This window comes from Martinezella tropici, from assembly GCF_008370325.1.
Lineage (GTDB): Bacteria > Pseudomonadota > Alphaproteobacteria > Rhizobiales > Rhizobiaceae > Rhizobium > Rhizobium tropici_B.
The window spans coordinates 1-19,007 of sequence record NZ_VNIP01000009.1; the positions used below are offsets into that span (position 1 = coordinate 1).

A 19,007-nucleotide genomic window follows, 5' to 3' on the forward strand; every position below is an offset into this window, starting at 1 on the left:
TACCTCCGAACCAAGTCAACAGCCGATTTTCAAAAAAATCAAAAAACAAATAACTGATTGATTCTTATGAGAGATTTATGAACATCTCTGTGGGCGCCACAAATGCGCTGCAAAACACCCACAGATATCCCTGCGGAAGCGCAGAGTCTGGTTCTGGGATGGCGAAACAGGCCATGAACCGGCGCCTTTGCCCATCCGGCGGGCCGCGCCCGCCTCGGTATTTTGCGGGAAACAGGGTCTCCGCCGCTGCAAAAAGCGGCCGCTCGATTTGACACCCTTGTCATAAATATGCACATCTTCGCCCCCAAGCCTGCGGCTCGCATATAAGGAAGCGGATCTCGATTGGCATGATGACGGACAAGATGATGCTCCGATCGCTCGGTAACGAGCCGCCAATCCTGGCCGATGGCAGGCGGGCGCCGGACCGGCGCGAAGTTTCGCTGCGCTGGCTCTCCGGCACCTTCCTGACTGGCCTCACCTCAAGCATCCTGATGGGTGTCGCGCTGTTTGCCGCACTCGACGGCCGCCAGCAGCTAGCCATTCCGGCGGAAGCCTATGCGACAACAGACAGCCACCACGCTTCCGACGATCAGGTCATCCGCGGTGCCCGCCTGATTTCCACCGCGATCGCCTCGAAACCATCAGACCGCAATATTCTCGAAGTATCGACGGTCGTGCGCGACGGCGACAAGGAGGTGGTGCGCCGCCAGCCCTTCGCCCATGTGAAGATCGCGCTCGCCACCAACCGCATCGCCAACGAAAGCTACCCGCCCTTCGATCCGCTGGCGATCTTTTCCGCCGACGAGAACATACCGCCGCCGGCCAACAAGACCGGCGCCATCTACGGATCGGACGTGGAATCCGAAGTCAGCCTGAAGACGGTGGCCTTTCCGACCAAGGATATCCCCTTCCAGCTTGCCGGCTCCATGTCGCTTGAAGAGGTCGAGGAGAATGTCCGCTCCAACGGCTCGGTTCTGGCAGATGGCAATACCCAGCTCTCGGCGCTCTACTATGTCGACCCGGGCCGTTTCGCCAATGACGATTCCGATGTCGACCTGACGGCGGGCCTTGCCGCGCGCATCGTCGAGGAGAACATGTCGGTCTCGGCGCCGGAAGCCGTGACCGCGCAGACGGAAGAATTTGCCGACGACATCATACCGATCCGCGAGAATATGCCGATCGCCACGGCGCTGACCAATGCCGGCTACCCCAAGGCCGACGCAGACGACATCACCGCGAAGATCCAGCCGCTCTTTGGCTCGGCCAATGTTTCGAGGGGCGACGTATTGCGCATCGGCATCCTTCAGAAGGGCGAGCAGGCCAAGATCATCCGCGCCAGCCTCTACCGCGGCACGAAACATCTTCTCACTATCGCACAGAACGACCATGGCGATTTCGTCGCCGGCAGTGCGCCGCCGATGCTCGATGCCATCGCCACCGCTTTCGACAATGACGCGCCCACGCTGACGGCCGGGCGCGATCTGCCGAGCGTCTACGACGGCATCTATCGCGCGGCCCTTTCCTACGGCATGAGCGAGGAGATGGTTGCGCAGATCGTCAAGCTGCTTGCAAGCAATGTCGATTTCCAGGCACAGCTGAAGCCGACGGATTCCCTGGAAGCGTTCTTCTCGGTCACCGACGACGAGGGACAGGCGACGGCCGATTCCGAGCTGCTCTACGTCAATGCCAAGTTCGGCGATACGGTCACGCGCTTCTATCGCTTCGAGGATCCGACCGATCGTTCGATCGACTATTTCGACGAAAACGGCAAGAGCATCCGGCAATTCCTGCTGCGCAACCCTGTCCCGACGGGCGTCTTCAAATCAGGCTTCGGCATGCGCCGCCACCCGATCCTCGGCTTCGCGCGCATGCATACCGGTGTCGATTGGGCAGCGCCCCGCGGCACGCCGATCATCGCGGCCGGCAACGGCGTCGTCGAAAAGGCGAGTTGGGATTCGAGCGGCTTCGGCAATCAGACCCTCATTCGCCATGCGAACGGCTACGTCTCCTCCTACAATCACCAGAGCGCCATCGCCAAGGGTATCGTGCCAGGCGCGAAAGTGGTGCAGGGTCAAGTGATCGGCTTTATCGGCTCGACGGGTCTCGCGACCGGACCCCACCTCCACTACGAGCTGATCGTCAACGGCACAAAGGTCGATCCGCTGCGCATTCGCCTTCCCGGCGGCAAGTCGCTGGAAGGCGATGCGCTCGCCAAGTTCCAGGAAGAGCGCAAGCGCATCGATACGCTGCTGACCGACGACAAGTCGAAGCAGATCGCCAGCAAATAGCTCGGCCGCGCCGCCAATTTCATACTGATCTGTTGCCGCCTCGGCGGTATCGGCAACGACCAATAGCAAAATGGCGGCCCGAAGACCGCCACGGCATGTATTCACCCGCCGCAGCTTAGGCCGCTTCGTGCACCGCTTGGCGCGGACGGAACAGCAACCGGTCCGAACCGCTGGTGACCTTGACGAGCGATCCATCCGGAATCTGACCCGAAAGGATCTGTTCGGCGAGCGGATCCTGAACATATTTCTGGATCACCCGCTTCAGCGGCCGCGCGCCATAGACCGGATCGTAACCCTTATTGGCCAGCCAATGGCGGGCGTCGTCATCGAGATCAAGAGTGATCTTGCGCTCCGACAACAGCTTCAACAGCCGCTCCAGCTGGATATCGACGATCGCTCCCATCTCATCGCGCTTCAGACGGTGGAACAGGATGATCTCGTCAACACGGTTCAGGAATTCGGGCCGGAAATGCGACCGAACCACATCCATCACCTGTTCACGCACCAGATCGCTGTCATCGCCCTCTTTCAGCTGGGTCAGATATTCGGCACCCAGGTTGGAGGTCATGATGATCATCGTATTGCGGAAGTCGACCGTGCGGCCCTGCCCGTCCGTCAAGCGTCCGTCATCCAGAACCTGGAGCAGGACGTTGAAGACATCCGGGTGCGCCTTCTCGATCTCGTCGAACAGTACGACCTGGTAGGGCCGGCGACGGACGGCTTCGGTCAGCGCCCCACCTTCCTCATAGCCGACATAGCCGGGAGGCGCGCCGATCAGTCGGGCCACGGAGTGCTTCTCCATGTACTCAGACATGTCGAGACGTACCATCGCGGTGTCATCGTCGAAGAGGAAACGGGCAAGCGCCTTCGTCAGCTCGGTCTTGCCGACGCCGGTCGGGCCGAGGAAGATGAACGAGCCGATCGGCCGGTTCGGATCCTGCAGGCCGGCACGCGAGCGACGGACGGCACGCGAAACAGCCTGAACGGCATCGCCCTGGCCGACGACCCACTTTGCCAGCTCGTCTTCCATCCTGAGCAGCTTGTCGCGCTCGCCTTCCAGCATCTTGTCCACGGGAATCCCGGTCCAGCGGGAAACGACCTGGGCGATGTTATCGGCGGTGACGACCTCCTGCACCATGGAATCACGGGCACTATCCTGCTCTTCCGCGGCGTGGAGTTCCTTCTCCAGATCGGGGATCACGCCATAGGCGAGCTCGCCGGCGCGCTGGAATTCACCCTTGCGCTGGGCGATCGCCAGTTCGTTGCGGGCATCGTCGAGCTGCTTCTTCAGGTCGGCGGCAAGACCGAGCTTCTGCTTTTCGGCCTGCCAGCGCGCGGTCAGCGCATCGGCTTCCTCTTCCAGAGAAGCAAGATCCGTTTCCAGCCGCTTCAGCCGGTCGGCCGAGGCCTGGTCGGTTTCTTTCTTCAGCGCCTCGCGCTCGATCTTCAGCTGAATGATACGGCGATCAAGCTCGTCGAGCTCTTCCGGCTTGGAATCCACCTGCATGCGCAGGCGAGCTGCGGCCTCGTCCATCAGGTCGATGGCCTTATCAGGCAGGAAGCGGTCGGTGATGTAGCGGTTCGACAAGGTCGCGGCGGCTACCAGCGCGGCATCGGCGATGCGCACTTTGTGATGCTGCTCGTATTTTTCCTTCAAGCCGCGCAGGATCGAGATCGTGTCTTCGACCGTCGGCTCTTCGACCATGACCGGCTGGAAGCGACGGGCGAGCGCCGGATCCTTCTCGACATGCTTGCGGTATTCATCGAGCGTGGTCGCGCCGACACAATGCAGCTCGCCGCGCGCAAGCGCAGGCTTCAGAAGATTGGACGCATCCATGGCGCCATCGGCCTTGCCGGCACCGACCAGCGTGTGCATTTCGTCGATGAACAGAATGATCTCGCCGTTTTCCGACTGTACCTCGTTGAGCACCGCCTTCAGCCGCTCTTCGAATTCGCCACGGAACTTCGCGCCGGCAATCAAGGCACCCATGTCGAGCGCCATCAGCTTCTTGTCCTTCAGCGATTCCGGCACGTCGCCATTGACGATGCGCAACGCCAGGCCTTCGACGATGGCCGTCTTGCCGACGCCAGGCTCGCCGATGAGCACGGGATTGTTCTTGGTGCGGCGGGAGAGGACCTGGATGGTGCGGCGGATTTCATCGTCGCGGCCGATCACCGGGTCGAGCCTGCCTTCGCGCGCCTCGGCAGTGAGGTCACGAGCATATTTCTTCAGGGAATCGAAGCCCTGCTCCGCATTGGAAGAGTCGGCGGTGCGGCCCTTGCGGATATCGTTGATGACCTGATTGAGGGCAACGGGGGTTACGTTGGCCTTTTTCAACGTGGCCGAGGTCGAGGCGGTGGGCTCGATCGCCAGGGCCTGCAGCAGACGCTCGACGGTGACGAAGCTGTCGCCGGCCTTCTTCGCAGCTTCCTCAGCAGCGGCAAAGACTTTGGCGAGCGGCTGCGAGAGATAGATCTGGCCATCACCGCCGGAAACTTTCGGCAGCTTAGCAAGAACAGCATCATTGGCAAGGCGGGCGGCCTTGGCGTCGCCGCCGGCACGCTCGATCAACGAGGCGGCCATGCCCTGATCGTCGTCCAGTAGCACCTTCAGCACATGTTCGGGAGCGAATTGCTGGTTACCTTGCGCAAGCGCATAGGTCTGGGCGGATTGCAGGAAACCGCGTACCCGCTCGGAGTATTTTTCAATATTCATATGAGACCTCCATGAATCGCTCTGCCCTGACCGGCGCAGACCGATGATTGAGATTGAGCCCCCTCAAGAGGCAGGCCCCGCCTTTCCGCCATTGAGATTTGCGGCAAGGCAACTGGGGAGAATATGGGAGGATATTTGAAGAGTTTAAAGGGTTGCGGAATGGAAAAACCGGCCGGAGCGGCTCCATCCGCTTCTGTAATTGGAGCGGCTCCATCCGCTTCTGTAATTGAAGAAGCGCCGATTAGCCCGAAAGGAGCTTCCCGCCATACAAAAAGAAATGGCGGCTTTCGCCGCCATTTCCGCATTCTCGCGTCATTAGCCTAGTTCGCTCCAGTGGAGCGACTTATTCCGAGGCAGCGTCCGCCAGGGCCGGCGCTTCGCCCGAAGCGGCTTCGCCCTCGCCTTCTCCATCGGCTGCGGCACTGCGGCGCGGCTGGCGGCGCGGGCGGTTGCCGCCTGCATTGCGACGGCGCGGCTGGCGCTCGGTGGCGGCCACTGCCGGAGTTTCTTCCTCGATCGCCACTTCGGCCGGGATGCCTTCGATTACCGGCTGCGGGCCTGTGCCGTTGATAGCTTCCGGCTCGGGAGCCGGAGCTGCAGCAGCGGCCGCTGGAGCTGCCTGCTGCGGACGAGCTGGAGGCGGCGCCATCTGCGGCTGGTCATCGATCTCGTTTGCATCGATATCGTCGATGTCACGGTCGCCCGTGTCGCGATCGTTGTAATTGTGGTGATCGTCGCGCTGATAGCGCTCCTGCATCTGCGCCTGGGCGCTGGCAATGATCCGATTGTAGTGTTCGGCATGCTGCAGGTAGTTTTCAGCCATAACGCGGTCGCCGGAGCTCTGGGCGTCGCGAGCCAAGGCCGAGTATTTCTCGGCGATATGCTGTGCGGTTCCGCGGATCTTCACATCGGGACCAGAGCTGTCGTAAGTCCTGGTCAGCGGGTTCGAGCCCTTGCGGTTGAAATTATTGTTGTTATTTCCACCGCCGCCGTTGTTGTTGTTACCACGCCCCCGACCGCGCTTGTTCTGCTGTCCTGGCCTCATAGATCCTTCACCTGAATTCTCTTCGTTGGGATAAAAATCATACACGACACCTGCCGCCGCGGTTCGGACACTCCCGAACCAAGGCTTGCGTGCCGCAAGCAAACTGCGCTTTAGCGCCGGTCTGCCGCTCGACTACGTCAGATTAAACTGATCACGCATTGGGTTATCTTCAACCTTTGACACTCTTACCAAAGAGCGGATCCCCGAGGCTGTCCAAGATAAACGAATCGTCTCGCCTATTCCCAGCCGCCCAACGCGTGAGCGCAACCTATATTGCTTCCTCAGGAAATCCAAGCTTTTTCTTTGCGATAACAACAGGGGTTCCACAAATCCGCTGCAAAACGTCGCGTTAATGTTGAAATTCAAACACAAGAACCCGGTCGTTCTGGCCGTAGTCACGAGCCGCCTCGACAAGGGAAAATCCTGCTCCTTCAAAAATCGAAGTCACCGTTTCACGCTGATCGTAACCGATCTCTACTCCTATCATGCCGTCCGGGAGTAGAAACCGCGCCGCATCCTTTGCGATCGCCCTGTATGCATCCAGCCCATCAAGGCCCCCGTCGAGGGCCGCGGGAGGATCGAAATCCTTTACTTCTGGAGCGAGAGTGGAAATGACACTGGACGCAATATAGGGCGGATTTGAGACAATCACGTGAAAACATTCGTGGATGGCGTCAAACCAGCTTCCATGCGCGATTTTGAACCGCGCCGCCAGGCCATTCTGCTCCGCGTTCCCGCGAGCGGTTTCCAGCGCCTCGCCGGAAATATCGGAACCAACACCCGTCGCTTTGGGGCACTCGTGAAGCAGAGCCAGGCAAATGGCTCCCGTTCCCGTTCCGACATCCAGTATGTGGATATTGCCGACCTTGGATTCAAGACGCCGCAGGTATGGCAGCATCGTATCGACGAGAATTTCGGTATCGGGCCGCGGTTCGAGCGTCGCCGCCGAGAGCCGCAGGGAGAGGCCATAGAACTCCCTCTCGCCAAGAATCCGATGGACCGGCTCATGATTGAGCCGGCGGGCGATCGCCGCCCGCACCGCCGCCACATCCTTCGCAGACACCGCCTCGGAACCTCGCGTCACGAGCTCGGTGGCGGCAAGACGAAGGAGGCCGCCGACAAGAATGCGTGCTTCCGTCGCGGGATCGTCGAGGTCGGCCTCGGCAAAGCGGGCGCGCGCCTCCTGCAGGAGTCCGGAAACTGTCGGCCCCTGCCCGCCGCTCATGCCTGTTCGCCGAGCTGGGCGAGCTGGCTCGCCTGGTAGTCCGCCAGCAGCGCATCGACCACCTCGTCGATCTCGCCGATCATCATCCGGTCAAGCTTGTAGAGCGTCAGGTTGATGCGGTGATCGGTGACGCGCCCCTGCGGGAAATTATAGGTGCGGATGCGTTCGGACCGGTCGCCGGAACCGACCTGGCTCTTGCGGTCGGCGGAACGCTCGCTGTCGGCACGCTGGCGCTCCATGTCGAACAGCCGCGACCGCAGCACCTGCATTGCCTTGGCGCGGTTCTGGTGCTGTGACTTTTCCGAGCTCGTGACAACGATCCCCGACGGAAGATGGGTGATGCGCACGGCCGAGTCGGTCGTATTGACGTGCTGGCCGCCGGCGCCCGAAGAGCGCATGGTGTCGATGCGGATATCCTCGGGCCGGATTTCGATATCGATTTCCTCGGCCTCCGGCAGCACGGCGACGGTCGCCGCAGAAGTATGAATGCGGCCGCTTGCCTCGGTTTCCGGCACGCGCTGTACGCGATGCACGCCTGATTCGAACTTCAGCCGGGAGAACACGCCCTTGCCGCTGATCGTCGCGATGATTTCCTTGTAGCCGCCCGCTTCGCCCTCGCTGGCGGAGAGAACCTCCACCTTCCAGCCATTGGCGGCCGCGAAACGCTCATACATGCGGAAGAGATCGCCTGCGAAAAGTGCCGCCTCGGAACCTCCGGTGCCGGCGCGGATTTCCAGGATCGCGCTCTTCTCGTCGGCCGCATCCTTCGGCAGGAGCTCGATCTGAATATCCTTTTCCAGCGTCTCGATGCGCTCCTTGACCTCGGGCAGCTCCATCTCCGCAAGGTCGCGCATGTCACGGTCGACCGATTTGTCGGAGAGCATGGTCTCGAGATCGGCAGCCTCGGCGAGAGCGCGCTCATAGTCACGGATCTTGGTGACGACCGGCTGCAGTTCGGAATACTCGGAAGCAAGCTTCACATAGACATCCGCGGCCGGGCCTGCGGACATACGCGCCTCGATCTCGCCGAAACGGCGTTCCAATTCGCGCATTTTTTCAACGGGGAGCTTCGCCACCCTCTACTCCAATTCTTCTTATTATGTCTGCTTTGATATGGTGCGCATGATCCTGCCTGGAAACCGCTTCGTGCTTTTCAGGATCGCGCTAAAGCGGAATATTGTGGCTCTCGGCAAAGCGCACAAGGATATCCCGCATGGAACTTGTTGGCTGCCTGTCATCGAGCGCGGTCTCCATGACATCAGACAGGGCCTTGAGGTCGAGCCCGAGCAGCATCGCCTTGACCGGGCCGATCGAGGCAGGCGACATCGAAACCGAGCGCAAGCCGAGGCCGAGCAGGGCCATCGCCGAAATCGTCTTGCCGGCCAGCTCGCCGCACAGCGTCACCGGTGTCTTGTTACGCTCGCCGGCGCGCACGATATCGCGCAGGATGCGCAGGAACGGCCGCTCGAGTGGATCGAAGCGATCCGAAACGCGGGCATTGCCGCGATCCACCGCCATCGCGAACTGGAACAGGTCGTTGGAGCCGATGGAGACGAAATCGACTTCCGCCATCAGCTCGTCCAGCTGCCACAGCAGCGCCGGCACTTCCAGCATGGCGCCGAACTGCAGCTTGCGCGGCAGGCCGTGTCCGAAGCGTGAAAGGTGCTGTACTTCCTTCTGCAGGAGCTCGCGCACCGCCCTGATCTCGGAGACCTCCGTGACCATCGGCACCATCATCTTCAACTCGGCATCGGCGGCTGCTTTCAGCATCGCCCTGAGCTGCGTGCGCAGCAGGCCAGGGCGGTCGAGCGAGAGCCGGATAGCACGCCAGCCGAGTGCCGGGTTCTCTTCCTCATGCGCGCGAAAATAGGGAACGACCTTGTCGCCGCCGATATCAAGCGTCCGGAAGGTAACGACGTGCCCGCCTGCCTGCTTCATCACATTGCGATAAAAGACTTCCTGCTCCTCCGCCTTCGGCATGGTCGAGGCGATCATGAATTGCAGCTCGGTGCGGAACAGGCCAATGCCCTCGGCGCCGGATTCGGCAAGCTGCGGCAGATCCACCAGCAGGCCGGCATTCATCAAGAGCGAAATACGCTGCCCGTCCTTGGTGACCGGCTCGACGGAGCGCAGGGCACGGAACTGCTCCTGCCGGCGGGCACGGAACCGCACCTTCTCTTCATAGGAACGCTGATGATCGGCCATCGGCCGCAGATGGACATGGCCGCCGTCGCCATCGATGATGACCGGATCGCCGTTTTCCGCCAGCGCGACGACACCTGCCGCCTGCCCGACGACGGGAATGCCCATGGCGCGCGCGACGATGACGACGTGGCTCGTCACCGCGCCCTCTTCCAAGACCAGGCCGCGAATGTTGGCGCGGGGGTAATCGAGCAGTTCCGCCGCGCCCATGGCGCGCGCGAAGATGATCGCATCGTTCGGAAAGCCCTCGGCGCTGGTGCGGCCCGAATGGCCGATGAGCTGCCGGAGCAACCGGTTCGCTAGATCTTCGAAATCGTGCATGCGCTCGCGAAGATAGGGATCGGTCAGGCGCATCATGCGCGCTTTGGTGTCGCTCTGCACCTTTTCGACCGCGGCTTCAGCGGTCAGGCCGTTGCGGACGGCTTCCTCGAGCTTGCGCACCCAGCCCTGGTCGTGCGCGAACATGCGGTAGGTTTCAAGCACCTCGCGATGCTCGCCCTCCATCGAGACGTCACGTCGCGACAGCATGTCGTCGATGGAGATGCGCAGCGAGCCGAGCGCTTCGGCCAGGCGGCCGATCTCCTTGTCGGCATCGTCGTTCAGCAGATTGGTGACGACGATGCGCGGCTCGTGCAGGACGACATAGCCGAGGCCGATGCCTTCATTATAGGTGTCGCCGTCAATAGTGACCGAGCGCGTAAGATCGAGCTCCAGGCCGGGCTTGGTGATCTTCTTCAGCTCGCCCGTGGCGATCATTTCGGCCAGCACCATGGCCGTCGTTTCGAGCGCCTCCAGCTCCTCCTCGCGATAGGTGCGGCTCGCCTTGTTCTGAACGACGAGAACGCCAAGCGATCGCCCCGTGCGCAGGATCGGGACGCCGAGGAAGGAATGGTAGATCTCTTCGCCGGTTTCCGGCAGGTAACGATAGGCGGGATGCGATTGCGCGTCCGAAAGGTTCAGCGGCTGGGCGGAGGCGGCAATCGTACCGACAAGGCCCTGCCCCATCTTCAGTTGCGAAAGGTGGACCGCCTCTTTGTTCAAACCCTCGGTGGCATAAAGTTCGAGGACGCCGTCTGCGCGCAGCACGTAGACCGAGCAGACCTCGGCGACCATATTGCTGGCAATCTGGCTGACGATCCGGTCAAGACGCTCCTGTGGCTCCAGCGGCTCCGCCATCAACTCGCGTAGCCGCTTGAGCAGAACGCGTGGACCGCCGGAAAGGTCTCTCATTGCGCCACTAGCTCCCGAATCAAGATGTCATGCCTGTCTTGCCCACGTCAGGGCCGGCCGAAACTCGCCTCCGTCACGGTCCGTTGTCAGCAGTCCTGAATCAACTCTTATCCAGACCGTAGCAGGAATGCAAAGTCCTGACTGCGAGTTCTGCGTAAGGACCATCAATCAGGATGGAAATCTTGATTTCTGACGTCGTAATGGCCTTGATGTTGATACCTTTTTCGGCAAGTGCCCGGAAAGCGGTCGCGGCAACGCCGGCATGCGAGCGCATGCCGATGCCGATGACCGATACCTTGACCAGACCTGATTCGCTCTGGACGACATCGTAGCCGATCTTTTCCTTGTTTTCGCCAAGAACGCGGAGCGCCTTGTCGACATCGCCGGAGGGGACGGTGAAGGTCATGTCGGTCTTGGAGCCGTCCTCGGAAATATTCTGGACGATCATGTCGACATTGATGTGGTTTTCGGCCAGCGGCCCGAAGATCGCGGCGGAAACGCCCGGCCGGTCGGCAAGACGGCGCAGCGAGATCTGAGCCTCATCCTTGGCATAAGCAATGCCGGTGACTACTTCCTGTTCCACGATTTCATCCTCGTCACAAATCAGCGTTCCGGGCGGGTTGAGCAGATCGCCCATGCCCGGAGCATCGGGATCCTCGAAAGAAGAGCGCACGAAGGTGCGGACCTTAAAAACCATGGCCAGTTCGACCGAGCGCACCTGCAGCACCTTGGCGCCGAGAGAGGCCATTTCGAGCATTTCCTCGAAGGCGATCTTCTTCAGGCGGCGTGCCTTCGGCTCGATGCGCGGATCGGTCGTGTAGACGCCGTCGACATCCGTGTAGATGTCGCAACGGTCAGCCTTGACGGCAGCGGCAAGCGCGACTGCCGAGGTGTCGGAGCCGCCGCGGCCGAGGGTCGCGACGCGATTGTCCGGACCAAGCCCCTGGAACCCGGCAACGACTGCGACCTGCCCTTCCTTCATGCGGCGGATCATGTCTTCGCCATCGATGTCGAGAATGCGGGCAGCGCCATGCGCATTGTCGGTGCGGATCGGGATCTGCCAACCCTGCCACGAGCGGGCATTGATGCCCATGGCTTGCAGCGCGATCGCCAGCAGGCCGGACGTGACCTGCTCGCCAGAGGCGACGACCGCATCATATTCGCGCGCATCGTAGATGGAATGATCGGCGCCGGTGACTTTCGGCATATTCTGAACCCAGCCGACCAGTTCGTTGGTCTTGCCGGACATGGCGGAAACAACGACGGCCACTTCATGGCCGGCATCGACTTCGCGTTTCACATGGCGTGCGACGTTCTTGATACGGTCCAGATCCGCGACGGAGGTTCCGCCGAATTTCATCACGATGCGTGCCATGTGCCTCTACCAGTACCCTGCGCCAGGCGGCCGAAATGCGGAAAGCCCGACATGCAAAATCGCCCTCCCGGTTCGGTAGCCGGAAAAGCGTGATCTCAATGGGGCCGTCTCTTAGCGAGTTTGTCGGACGGGTGCAATAGCGGGACGCACCCGGCGCGACAAAACTATACTTTAATAATCAACTTTTAAAGTCGACCAGAGCTTGTCGAGAATTCCGCCTTCCTTGTCGATGTTTTCCTTGTTGAGGAAAGTGGCGACGAGTATGCCGCCTTCCGGCCGGCCGGTCGCGACGATCTCATATTCCATCACATCGTCATCCGTGGTGGTTTCCGCCTTCACGCCCTTCAGGACGCTGCCGCTCGGGAGCGTACGCTGCGCGCTCTGCTTGGTTATCTTGGCGCCGCCGTTGAGGCTTTCCTGCACCATCTGCTGCAGCACGAGGTCGGTATTGCTCGACGGATTGAGGCCTTTATAGGCCTGCACGATGATACCGGTGCCGATCGGCGTCATCAGCGCATATTGCTGCACGCCATCGCCCAGATCCGTCTTTGCGACGGTCAACTTGCCATCGTGATCGAAGGAGAACTTGCCGCCCGTGAACGTCACCGTATCGCTGCGCTGCAGCTCTACCGGGACCTTGCGGCCATCCTTCATGGTGACTTCGAACGTGTCGCCAGGATTGATACTCACCACGACACCATCGATCGTCAGGCGAAACCCCTTGCTGTCCCCGGCATTTGCATGGCCAATAGCAAGGCAACCCATGGCGATAGCCGTCGCGAGACGGAATGGTCTCATGAGGAACTCCTGTATACGCCGGTCGATCGAAATCGATTCCGGTTCTGAAAGTCCATTTCAAGCCCGGCGATTGATCGGCCATAAGATACCTCCATGTCAACCTCGGGATGGCAATTCGCTGCTGCCGATCGACACACCCCACAGGCGATCGATGGCTGCAGCCCTTGACATCGCGCAGCGATCGTCCGACTTCACACGGAGAAATATTGTTGCTTGCGCTCGCCCGGAACATAGGCCCCGGAACATGCGCACGGCGCAGATCACGGAGTGAACCATGAGCGAAACGGCAAAGAGCACGATCGACCAGAGCGAAGTTGACCGTTTTTCCGCCATGGCGGCCGAGTGGTGGAGCCCGACCGGCAAGTTCAAGCCCTTGCACAAGTTCAATCCGGTGCGCCTCGCCTACATCCGCGACCGCGCCTGCGAGAATTTCGGCCGCGATCCGAAGAGCGGCCGACCGCTGGAAGGTCTCCGCGTGCTTGATATCGGCTGCGGCGGTGGCCTGCTGTCCGAGCCGGTGGCCCGCATGGGTGCCGATGTCGTCGGTGCCGACCCCTCGGAAAAGAACATCGGCATTGCCTCGACGCACGCAAAGGCCTCGGGCGTTACGGTCGACTACCGCGCCGTCACCGCCGAGCAGCTGGCCGAGGCCGGCGAGACCTTCGATATCGTGCTGAACATGGAAGTGGTCGAGCACGTTGCCGACGTCGAATTCTTCCTGTCGACCTGCGCGAAAATGGTGCGCCCCGGCGGCCTGATGTTCGTTGCGACCATCAACCGCACCATGAAGGCCGCAGCACTTGCTATTTTCGCTGCCGAAAACCTGCTGCGCTGGCTGCCGCGCGGCACCCATCAATATGAGAAGCTCGTGCGCCCGGAAGAGATCGAAAAGCCGCTTGCCGCCGATGGATTGGAAATCATCGCCCGCACCGGCGTCTTCTATTCGCCGCTGCAGGACCGCTGGAACCTCTCGAAGGATATGGATGTCAACTACATGCTGCTGGCGAAGCGGACAAATCCGAGCTGATCGCGCATCTGTGAACGTGCCTCAGACCTTCAGCGTCAGCACATGCGCCAGCAACTCGCTCTGGCTCGCTGCGTTGCGAGCAACGATCTCCTTAATACGCAAGCGATCGATCTCCTGAGGCCGGCCATCAGGCCCGTAGGACTGCTTGAACGAAAAGGCCGTTGGGCTCGCTCCATGATCGTGAAGATGCTCCAGCCGTTCGACGCCATCTTTCCATTCCGGAACGTCCCCGGCATCCACCCACCAGAGGACCAACGGCGGCCAGCTCTGCCTGACATTCCAGTGCCGCGCATGTTTCAAGGCATCGGCATGCACGCCGCTATAGGTGAATGCCATCAGCGATTCGATATCGGCCCAGAGCGACAGCGATGATGGTGCCGTGGTAAAACCGCTGCCTCCGATGAAGCGTGGAAAGACCTGTTCGCCCCAACAGGAGGGTTGCTGCTCACCTGGATAGCCGGAACGGCCGATGAAGCCACTCGCACGCGCAGCCGCCTCGAAATTCGCCGCTTCGCGCAAACGAAAACCCTCCACGGCAGGGCTTTCATAGGCCGAAACATGCAGCCCGAAATTATACATGGCGAGATGCCTGCCGGCGTCGGCCGGCATCAGTTGATATCGTCAGGCAATACGGGGATGGCGGCAATCTCGATGCCTTCCTCGACGAGAGCTTGTGCCTCGTCCGGCGTCGCCTTGCCGATGATCCCGCGCGCATCCGCCTCGCCATAGTGGATCTTGCGGGCCTCTTCAGGGAATTTCGTCCCGACATCCTCGGCATTGGCCTTGATGGCGTCGACCGCTTCCTTGAGCTTGGTCATCGCTTGCTTGCGCGCGGCATCCATGGCAAGCGTCTGTAGCTCATCCTTCTTGCGCGCCGTCGAAACCGAAGGTGCCATCAGGAGCTTGGAGATCGCGGCCGAATTGCAGACCGGACAGGTGAGAAAGCCGCTTGCGAGCTGGCGATCGAAATCGGCACTTTCGGAAAACCAGCCCTCGAACTCATGGGCATTGTCACAATGAAGCGAATAACGGATCAAGCAGCGACGCCTCCAGACGCCGGCGTCGCGATCTTCTCCAGCGAAAATTCACGCGCATTCTTCAGGTTCGGTATCTTGTCATGGGCCGATTTCACCGAGGCAATGTCGATCTCGGCGATGACGACTGCCTCGCCGGTGCCGCCGGCGGATGCCAGCACCTTGCCCCAGGGATCGATGATCATCGAATGACCAAAGGTTTCACGGCCGTCCTCATGCTTGCCGGCCTGAGCGGCGGCAATGACGAACATGCCGTTTTCGATGGCGCGGGCGCGCAGCAGGATTTCCCAATGCGCTTCGCCCGTCTGCTTCGTGAAGGCGGCGGGAACCGTCATCACCTCGGCGCCGGCAACGGCCTGGGCGCGGAAGAGCTGCGGAAAGCGCACGTCGTAGCAGATGGAAAAGCCGAGCTCGGCGAAGGGCAGCGATGCGATGCGCGCTTCCGATCCGGGCCGGTAGACGGCGCTTTCGCGCCAGCTCTCGCCATTGTCGAGATCGACGTCGAACATGTGGATCTTGTCGTAGCGGTTGATGAGCTTGCCGTCGGGACCGAAGAGGAAACCGCGGTTGGCGATCTTGCCGTCATCGAGCGCAATCGCGGTCGAGCCGATATGCAGGTAGATGCCGTGTTCTTTCGCCAGCTCGGACGCCGTCTTGACGATGATATCGTTCGCCTCGTCGCGCAAGACGACACGCATGGCCGGGCGATCCTTCTGCACCGCGCCGGTCATCTCCGGCGTTTGCACATAGACGGCACCCTGCGAGGCGGCGCCGCGCACGAGGCGCGCCATGTCAGCCGCGTTCTTTACAGGATCGACACCGGAACACATCTGGATGGCGGCAGCCTTGAAGCTCATCGGTTTCTCCTTCGTCAATATGGATCAGGCAGCCAGCATCGGGTCGAGCTTGCCGGCCCGGTCGAGCGCATGGATATCATCGCAGCCGCCGACATGCTCACCATTGATGAAAATCTGCGGAAAGGTCGAGTGGCCGTTTGCCTTGGCGATCATCTCCTGCCGCATCTCGGGCGAATAGGTGGCGTTGTGCTCGACATAGTCGACGCCCTTGGATTCAAGCAGTGACTTCGCACGGGCGCAATAGCCGCAGAATTCACGCGTATAGATAACGACGGATGCCATGATCCACTCCGGAAAAGCCTATAGTGATTGTCATATAAGATGGTCGACGACCCTTGCAAAGGTCAAAACCGTGACATCGGCAGCACCTGCTTTCTTCAGGGCGCGCGTCGCCGCTGCGACCGTGGCGCCGGTCGTATAGACGTCGTCGACGAGAACGATACGTCGGCCGAATATATCGGCGGCCCGGTGTTCGGAGACGGCGAAAGCACCACGCACATTGTCTTGCCGTGCCTTGGCCCCGAGACCGACCTGCTGGCTCGTGCGCTTGACGCGCAGAAGCGTTGCGGCAAACAGCGGCTTGCCCGAAAGGCGGGCGATGTGGCGGGCGAGTTCGGCGGCCTGATTATATTTACGCGCAAACAGCCGCGCCCGGTGCAGCGGCACTGGAATGACCGCGTCGCAGGCGGCAACCGATCCGTCGCTGGCGCGCAGCATCCAGCCGGCCATCATCGGCGCGAGATCGGTGCGGTCACGATATTTCAGGCTGAGGACAAGATCGCGCACGATACCATCATGGACGGCGGCGGAGCGCAGGCGGTCAAAGACAGGCGGATCGGCTATCGCTTCGGCGCTGAGAATGCCGGCACCGAGATCATGGGAAAATGGGCTGCCCAGAATCTCGCAATAGGGCCGCTCGATGAAGCGAATGCCCGACCAGCATGCCGGGCATAGACCGCGATGCGCCCCGACCGAGACCCCGCAACCCGGACAGGCGGGTGGATAGACGAGATCGGCGAGTGCCACCCAAGGCTTTTTCAGCCCGGCACCCAGCATAGATAAGGTGATTTCGCGTCCCATCATCCCCATATGATTGAGACTAGCAATTTCGGGAAAAGTGTATAGCGGTTTTCCGTCCGGAATTGCGCAAGAGAAACGCTGGAAAACGAGTTCAACCATGAAGCGCCGAACTCGTCTCTAGCTTTTTCCCGCAGGCTTTGCGAAGGAAAACGCGCGTGTCCGCCACGCCCCGCCGAATTGATGATATCGCAGGAAACCGCCATGGAAATCGTGTTCGACCAATCGCTGCTTGCAGCCCGCAAGCGCCGGGCCTTGAGACAAGGCGACCCGAAAGCGGCGTTCCTGCTTGATATTGCCGCCGGCGAACTGGCGGAACGGCTTGGCGTCACCGAACGCCATTTCGACGAAGCCGTAGAACTGCATGGCGCGACCGGCATTACCGCACGCCTGGCTCTGGCGACCGGGAAGATCGGTCATCTGATAAGGATCGAAAACGAGCCGGGCTTTGCCGCCCCCGGCGAGACCCTTATCGAGGCCCCGCTGGAAGAATTGCCGCTGGAGGCCGAGTCTGTAAACCTCGTGCTTTCACCGCTCAGCCTGCACGTCACCAACGACACGCCCGGCGTCTTCATCCAGATCCGCCGGGCGCTGAAGGCCGACGGCCTGTTCCTGGCGGCGATCCCCGGTTCCGGCACCCTTCAGGAGCTGCGCGAGATCTTGCTCGCGACCGAGATCGAATTGACGGGCGGCGCAAGCCCGCGCGTCATCCCCTTTGCCGACGTCCGCGATGTCGGCGGCTTGTTGCAGCGTGCCGGCTTCACCCTGCCCGTCATCGACGCCGAAAATTACACAGTGCGCTACGACAATCTCTTTGCCCTGATGCGCGACCTGCGCGCCATGGGCATGACCAATCCGCTGGTCGATCGCAGCCGCAAGCCGCTGACGCGCGCCTTCTTCCTGCGTGCGGCCGAACTCTATGCCGAACGCTATTCCGATCCGGACGGCCGGATCAGGGCGACATTCTCTATCATCTACGTCTCAGGCTGGACGCCGCACGAAAGCCAGCAGAAGCCGCTGCGGCCGGGTTCCGCCAAGACGCGCTTGGCGGATGCGCTCAAAGTCGAAGAGCACAAGTTGAAGCAATAGCCGGCGATCCTGGCTGGCCCCGTCGATAGCTAACTCAGTTTTCCGATGCGGCCGAATTCTGCATCGTATTGGAGAGCGTGTTGAACACGCCCGAGAGGCTGCCGCCGAAAGCGCCGACGCCACTGATGATCGCCGCCGACATCAGTGCGGCAATCAAACCATATTCGATGACCGTCGCACCGGTCTTGTCATTGAAAATACGCCATACGGAACGCATAAGCTCGGGGCTCCCAGCATTGGACAACAGATGAATCCGATGCTCATCATGGCATCCGGCAGGCTATGCTCATGCATAACAGCATTTCCGCTTTCCTTTGAATCGCGAAAACGCCCTATCCTTTTGTTCCCTCACGCATTCCGGACGGAAAAGCGCTGCGCGCTTTCCTGGAAATGCTCTACTGGCAGCCGCTATCGGCGCCATAACCCTGGACGATGCAGACCGAACCCGGTTCCTGCTGCAGCACGCTGCGGCGGATGGTATAACGCTTGCCGTTTTCCGTCTGCGGGATCGAGCCGGTGGTAACATTGTCGATATCAGGCGCGCTTGCAAGCACGCGTGACTTCGATTTGTCGGAGAGCATCGGCGTGAGGATGAGCGAAAGCGCAACCGCCGCTGTCCCGAACAGCAGAGCGATATTCAACGCGCCCGTTTTGCGCGACGCGGAATATGACTGCTCTTTTTCTTGAACAGCTTTCCAGAAATCGTCGTCCATTATGTCAAGCCTTCTTTAACGCACCCAACAATCGCTTGATTGAGAGAATTCAATGCCAGAAGGTCATAAACGATCCCTTAATATCCACATGCAAACTAAAGAGACGTAAAATTCTGGCACACGGCCTGATTCGGGCTATAAGCCTGATATTACATGGCTAATTTTCGTTAACCATGTTTGCAATGCGCCGCCCTCGGACGCACTGGCGGTCTTCAGGAAAAGGTTGCAAAAATCCTTTTCTCTGACCGCGTCATCGAAAACCGCGTCAAGAACACAGCCACAAGCAAAAAGCAATCGTGTTTACAAGCAAAAATTGCAATCGCAATGGGCA

General features: G+C 60.7%; 17 protein-coding genes. 3 read left to right on the forward strand and 14 right to left on the reverse strand.

Translation table 11 applies throughout. The annotated features are described in order from the left end of the window. The first annotated feature begins 347 nt into the window (after window positions 1-347). Complete coding sequence (locus tag FP026_RS16835; protein ID WP_149635789.1) at window positions 348-2,288, forward strand: M23 family metallopeptidase; 1,941 nt, start codon at window positions 348-350, stop codon at window positions 2,286-2,288. Between the two features lie 115 nt (window positions 2,289-2,403). On the opposite strand, the gene clpB is transcribed toward FP026_RS16835, so the two are convergent. From clpB to FP026_RS16870, 7 genes are all read right to left on the reverse strand, one after another. Then, window positions 2,404-5,004 (reverse strand): ATP-dependent chaperone ClpB, encoded by a 2,601-nt coding sequence (gene clpB / locus FP026_RS16840; RefSeq protein ID WP_149635790.1) that lies wholly within the window; start codon window positions 5,002-5,004, stop codon window positions 2,404-2,406. Window positions 5,005-5,347: 343 nt separating this feature from the next. Further along, a complete protein-coding gene (locus tag FP026_RS16845; protein WP_149635791.1) occupies window positions 5,348-6,049 on the reverse strand; it encodes a DUF4167 domain-containing protein in 702 nt (233 codons plus the stop codon). Window positions 6,050-6,398: 349 nt separating this feature from the next. After that, window positions 6,399-7,274, reverse strand: coding sequence for a peptide chain release factor N(5)-glutamine methyltransferase (gene prmC / locus FP026_RS16850; protein WP_149635792.1), 876 nt, complete (start codon window positions 7,272-7,274; stop codon window positions 6,399-6,401). After that, window positions 7,271-8,350, reverse strand: coding sequence for a peptide chain release factor 1 (gene prfA / locus FP026_RS16855; protein WP_149635793.1), 1,080 nt, complete (start codon window positions 8,348-8,350; stop codon window positions 7,271-7,273). The genes prmC and prfA overlap by 4 nt, the downstream gene beginning before the upstream one ends. Window positions 8,351-8,438: 88 nt before the next feature. Continuing rightward, the gene (gene ptsP, locus FP026_RS16860) at window positions 8,439-10,706 is read right to left on the reverse strand and encodes a phosphoenolpyruvate--protein phosphotransferase (protein ID WP_149635794.1); all 2,268 of its coding nucleotides are present in this window, start codon (window positions 10,704-10,706) and stop codon (window positions 8,439-8,441) included. 100 nt (window positions 10,707-10,806) lie between these two features. Next, the gene (locus tag FP026_RS16865) at window positions 10,807-12,081 is read right to left on the reverse strand and encodes an aspartate kinase (protein ID WP_149635795.1); all 1,275 of its coding nucleotides are present in this window, start codon (window positions 12,079-12,081) and stop codon (window positions 10,807-10,809) included. A 171-nt stretch (window positions 12,082-12,252) separates the two neighbouring features. Next, on the reverse strand, window positions 12,253-12,879 hold the full coding sequence (locus tag FP026_RS16870; RefSeq protein ID WP_149635796.1) for a hypothetical protein: 627 nt from the start codon (window positions 12,877-12,879) through the stop codon (window positions 12,253-12,255). Window positions 12,880-13,153: 274 nt separating this feature from the next. Between FP026_RS16870 and ubiG the strand changes: the two genes are divergently transcribed. After that, window positions 13,154-13,906, forward strand: coding sequence for a bifunctional 2-polyprenyl-6-hydroxyphenol methylase/3-demethylubiquinol 3-O-methyltransferase UbiG (gene ubiG, locus FP026_RS16875; RefSeq protein WP_149635797.1), 753 nt, complete (start codon window positions 13,154-13,156; stop codon window positions 13,904-13,906). Window positions 13,907-13,927: 21 nt separating this feature from the next. On the opposite strand, the gene FP026_RS16880 is transcribed toward ubiG, so the two are convergent. The 5 genes from FP026_RS16880 to FP026_RS16900 are packed head-to-tail and all read right to left on the reverse strand — an operon-like array spanning window position 13,928 to window position 16,886. Beyond that, the gene (locus FP026_RS16880) at window positions 13,928-14,515 is read right to left on the reverse strand and encodes a DUF3291 domain-containing protein (RefSeq protein ID WP_149635798.1); all 588 of its coding nucleotides are present in this window, start codon (window positions 14,513-14,515) and stop codon (window positions 13,928-13,930) included. Next, complete coding sequence (locus FP026_RS16885) at window positions 14,515-14,943, reverse strand: DUF1178 family protein (RefSeq protein ID WP_149635799.1); 429 nt, start codon at window positions 14,941-14,943, stop codon at window positions 14,515-14,517. Before FP026_RS16885 ends, FP026_RS16880 begins: the two co-directional genes overlap by 1 nt. Then, window positions 14,940-15,797 (reverse strand): carbon-nitrogen hydrolase family protein, encoded by an 858-nt coding sequence (locus FP026_RS16890; protein WP_149635800.1) that lies wholly within the window; start codon window positions 15,795-15,797, stop codon window positions 14,940-14,942. Before FP026_RS16890 ends, FP026_RS16885 begins: the two co-directional genes overlap by 4 nt. Window positions 15,798-15,821: 24 nt before the next feature. Then, a complete protein-coding gene (gene grxC, locus FP026_RS16895) occupies window positions 15,822-16,079 on the reverse strand; it encodes a glutaredoxin 3 (protein ID WP_149635801.1) in 258 nt (85 codons plus the stop codon). A gap of 30 nt (window positions 16,080-16,109) precedes the next feature. After that, entirely contained in the window at window positions 16,110-16,886 is a 777-nt protein-coding gene (locus tag FP026_RS16900; protein WP_149636138.1) for a ComF family protein, read from the reverse strand. A 192-nt stretch (window positions 16,887-17,078) separates the two neighbouring features. Between FP026_RS16900 and FP026_RS16905 the strand changes: the two genes are divergently transcribed. Then, entirely contained in the window at window positions 17,079-17,963 is an 885-nt protein-coding gene (locus FP026_RS16905; RefSeq protein WP_149635802.1) for a methyltransferase domain-containing protein, read from the forward strand. Between the two features lie 34 nt (window positions 17,964-17,997). Here the strand turns inward: FP026_RS16905 and FP026_RS16910 are convergent, their stop codons facing one another. Beyond that, a complete protein-coding gene (locus FP026_RS16910) occupies window positions 17,998-18,180 on the reverse strand; it encodes a Flp family type IVb pilin (protein WP_149635803.1) in 183 nt (60 codons plus the stop codon). Window positions 18,181-18,358: 178 nt separating this feature from the next. Continuing rightward, a complete protein-coding gene (locus tag FP026_RS16915) occupies window positions 18,359-18,676 on the reverse strand; it encodes a hypothetical protein (protein WP_112341266.1) in 318 nt (105 codons plus the stop codon). Between the last annotated feature and the right edge of the window lie 331 nt (window positions 18,677-19,007).

Bases quoted from the DNA above. Each gene is read 5' to 3' on its own strand.
- FP026_RS16835 (WP_149635789.1), top strand. From the start codon at position 348: ATGATGACGGACAAGATGATGCTCCGATCGCTCGGTAACGAGCCGCCA.
- clpB (WP_149635790.1), bottom strand. From the start codon at position 5,004: ATGAATATTGAAAAATACTCCGAGCGGGTACGCGGTTTCCTGCAATCC.
- FP026_RS16845 (WP_149635791.1), bottom strand. From the start codon at position 6,049: ATGAGGCCAGGACAGCAGAACAAGCGCGGTCGGGGGCGTGGTAACAAC.
- prmC (WP_149635792.1), bottom strand. From the start codon at position 7,274: ATGAGCGGCGGGCAGGGGCCGACAGTTTCCGGACTCCTGCAGGAGGCG.
- ptsP (WP_149635794.1), bottom strand. From the start codon at position 10,706: ATGAGAGACCTTTCCGGCGGTCCACGCGTTCTGCTCAAGCGGCTACGC.
- FP026_RS16865 (WP_149635795.1), bottom strand. From the start codon at position 12,081: ATGGCACGCATCGTGATGAAATTCGGCGGAACCTCCGTCGCGGATCTG.
- FP026_RS16870 (WP_149635796.1), bottom strand. From the start codon at position 12,879: ATGAGACCATTCCGTCTCGCGACGGCTATCGCCATGGGTTGCCTTGCT.
- ubiG (WP_149635797.1), top strand. From the start codon at position 13,154: ATGAGCGAAACGGCAAAGAGCACGATCGACCAGAGCGAAGTTGACCGT.
- FP026_RS16880 (WP_149635798.1), bottom strand. From the start codon at position 14,515: ATGCCGGCCGACGCCGGCAGGCATCTCGCCATGTATAATTTCGGGCTG.
- FP026_RS16890 (WP_149635800.1), bottom strand. From the start codon at position 15,797: ATGAGCTTCAAGGCTGCCGCCATCCAGATGTGTTCCGGTGTCGATCCT.
- grxC (WP_149635801.1), bottom strand. From the start codon at position 16,079: ATGGCATCCGTCGTTATCTATACGCGTGAATTCTGCGGCTATTGCGCC.
- FP026_RS16900 (WP_149636138.1), bottom strand. From the start codon at position 16,886: ATGGGGATGATGGGACGCGAAATCACCTTATCTATGCTGGGTGCCGGG.
- FP026_RS16905 (WP_149635802.1), top strand. From the start codon at position 17,079: ATGGAAATCGTGTTCGACCAATCGCTGCTTGCAGCCCGCAAGCGCCGG.
- FP026_RS16910 (WP_149635803.1), bottom strand. From the start codon at position 18,180: ATGCGTTCCGTATGGCGTATTTTCAATGACAAGACCGGTGCGACGGTC.
- FP026_RS16915 (WP_112341266.1), bottom strand. From the start codon at position 18,676: ATGGACGACGATTTCTGGAAAGCTGTTCAAGAAAAAGAGCAGTCATAT.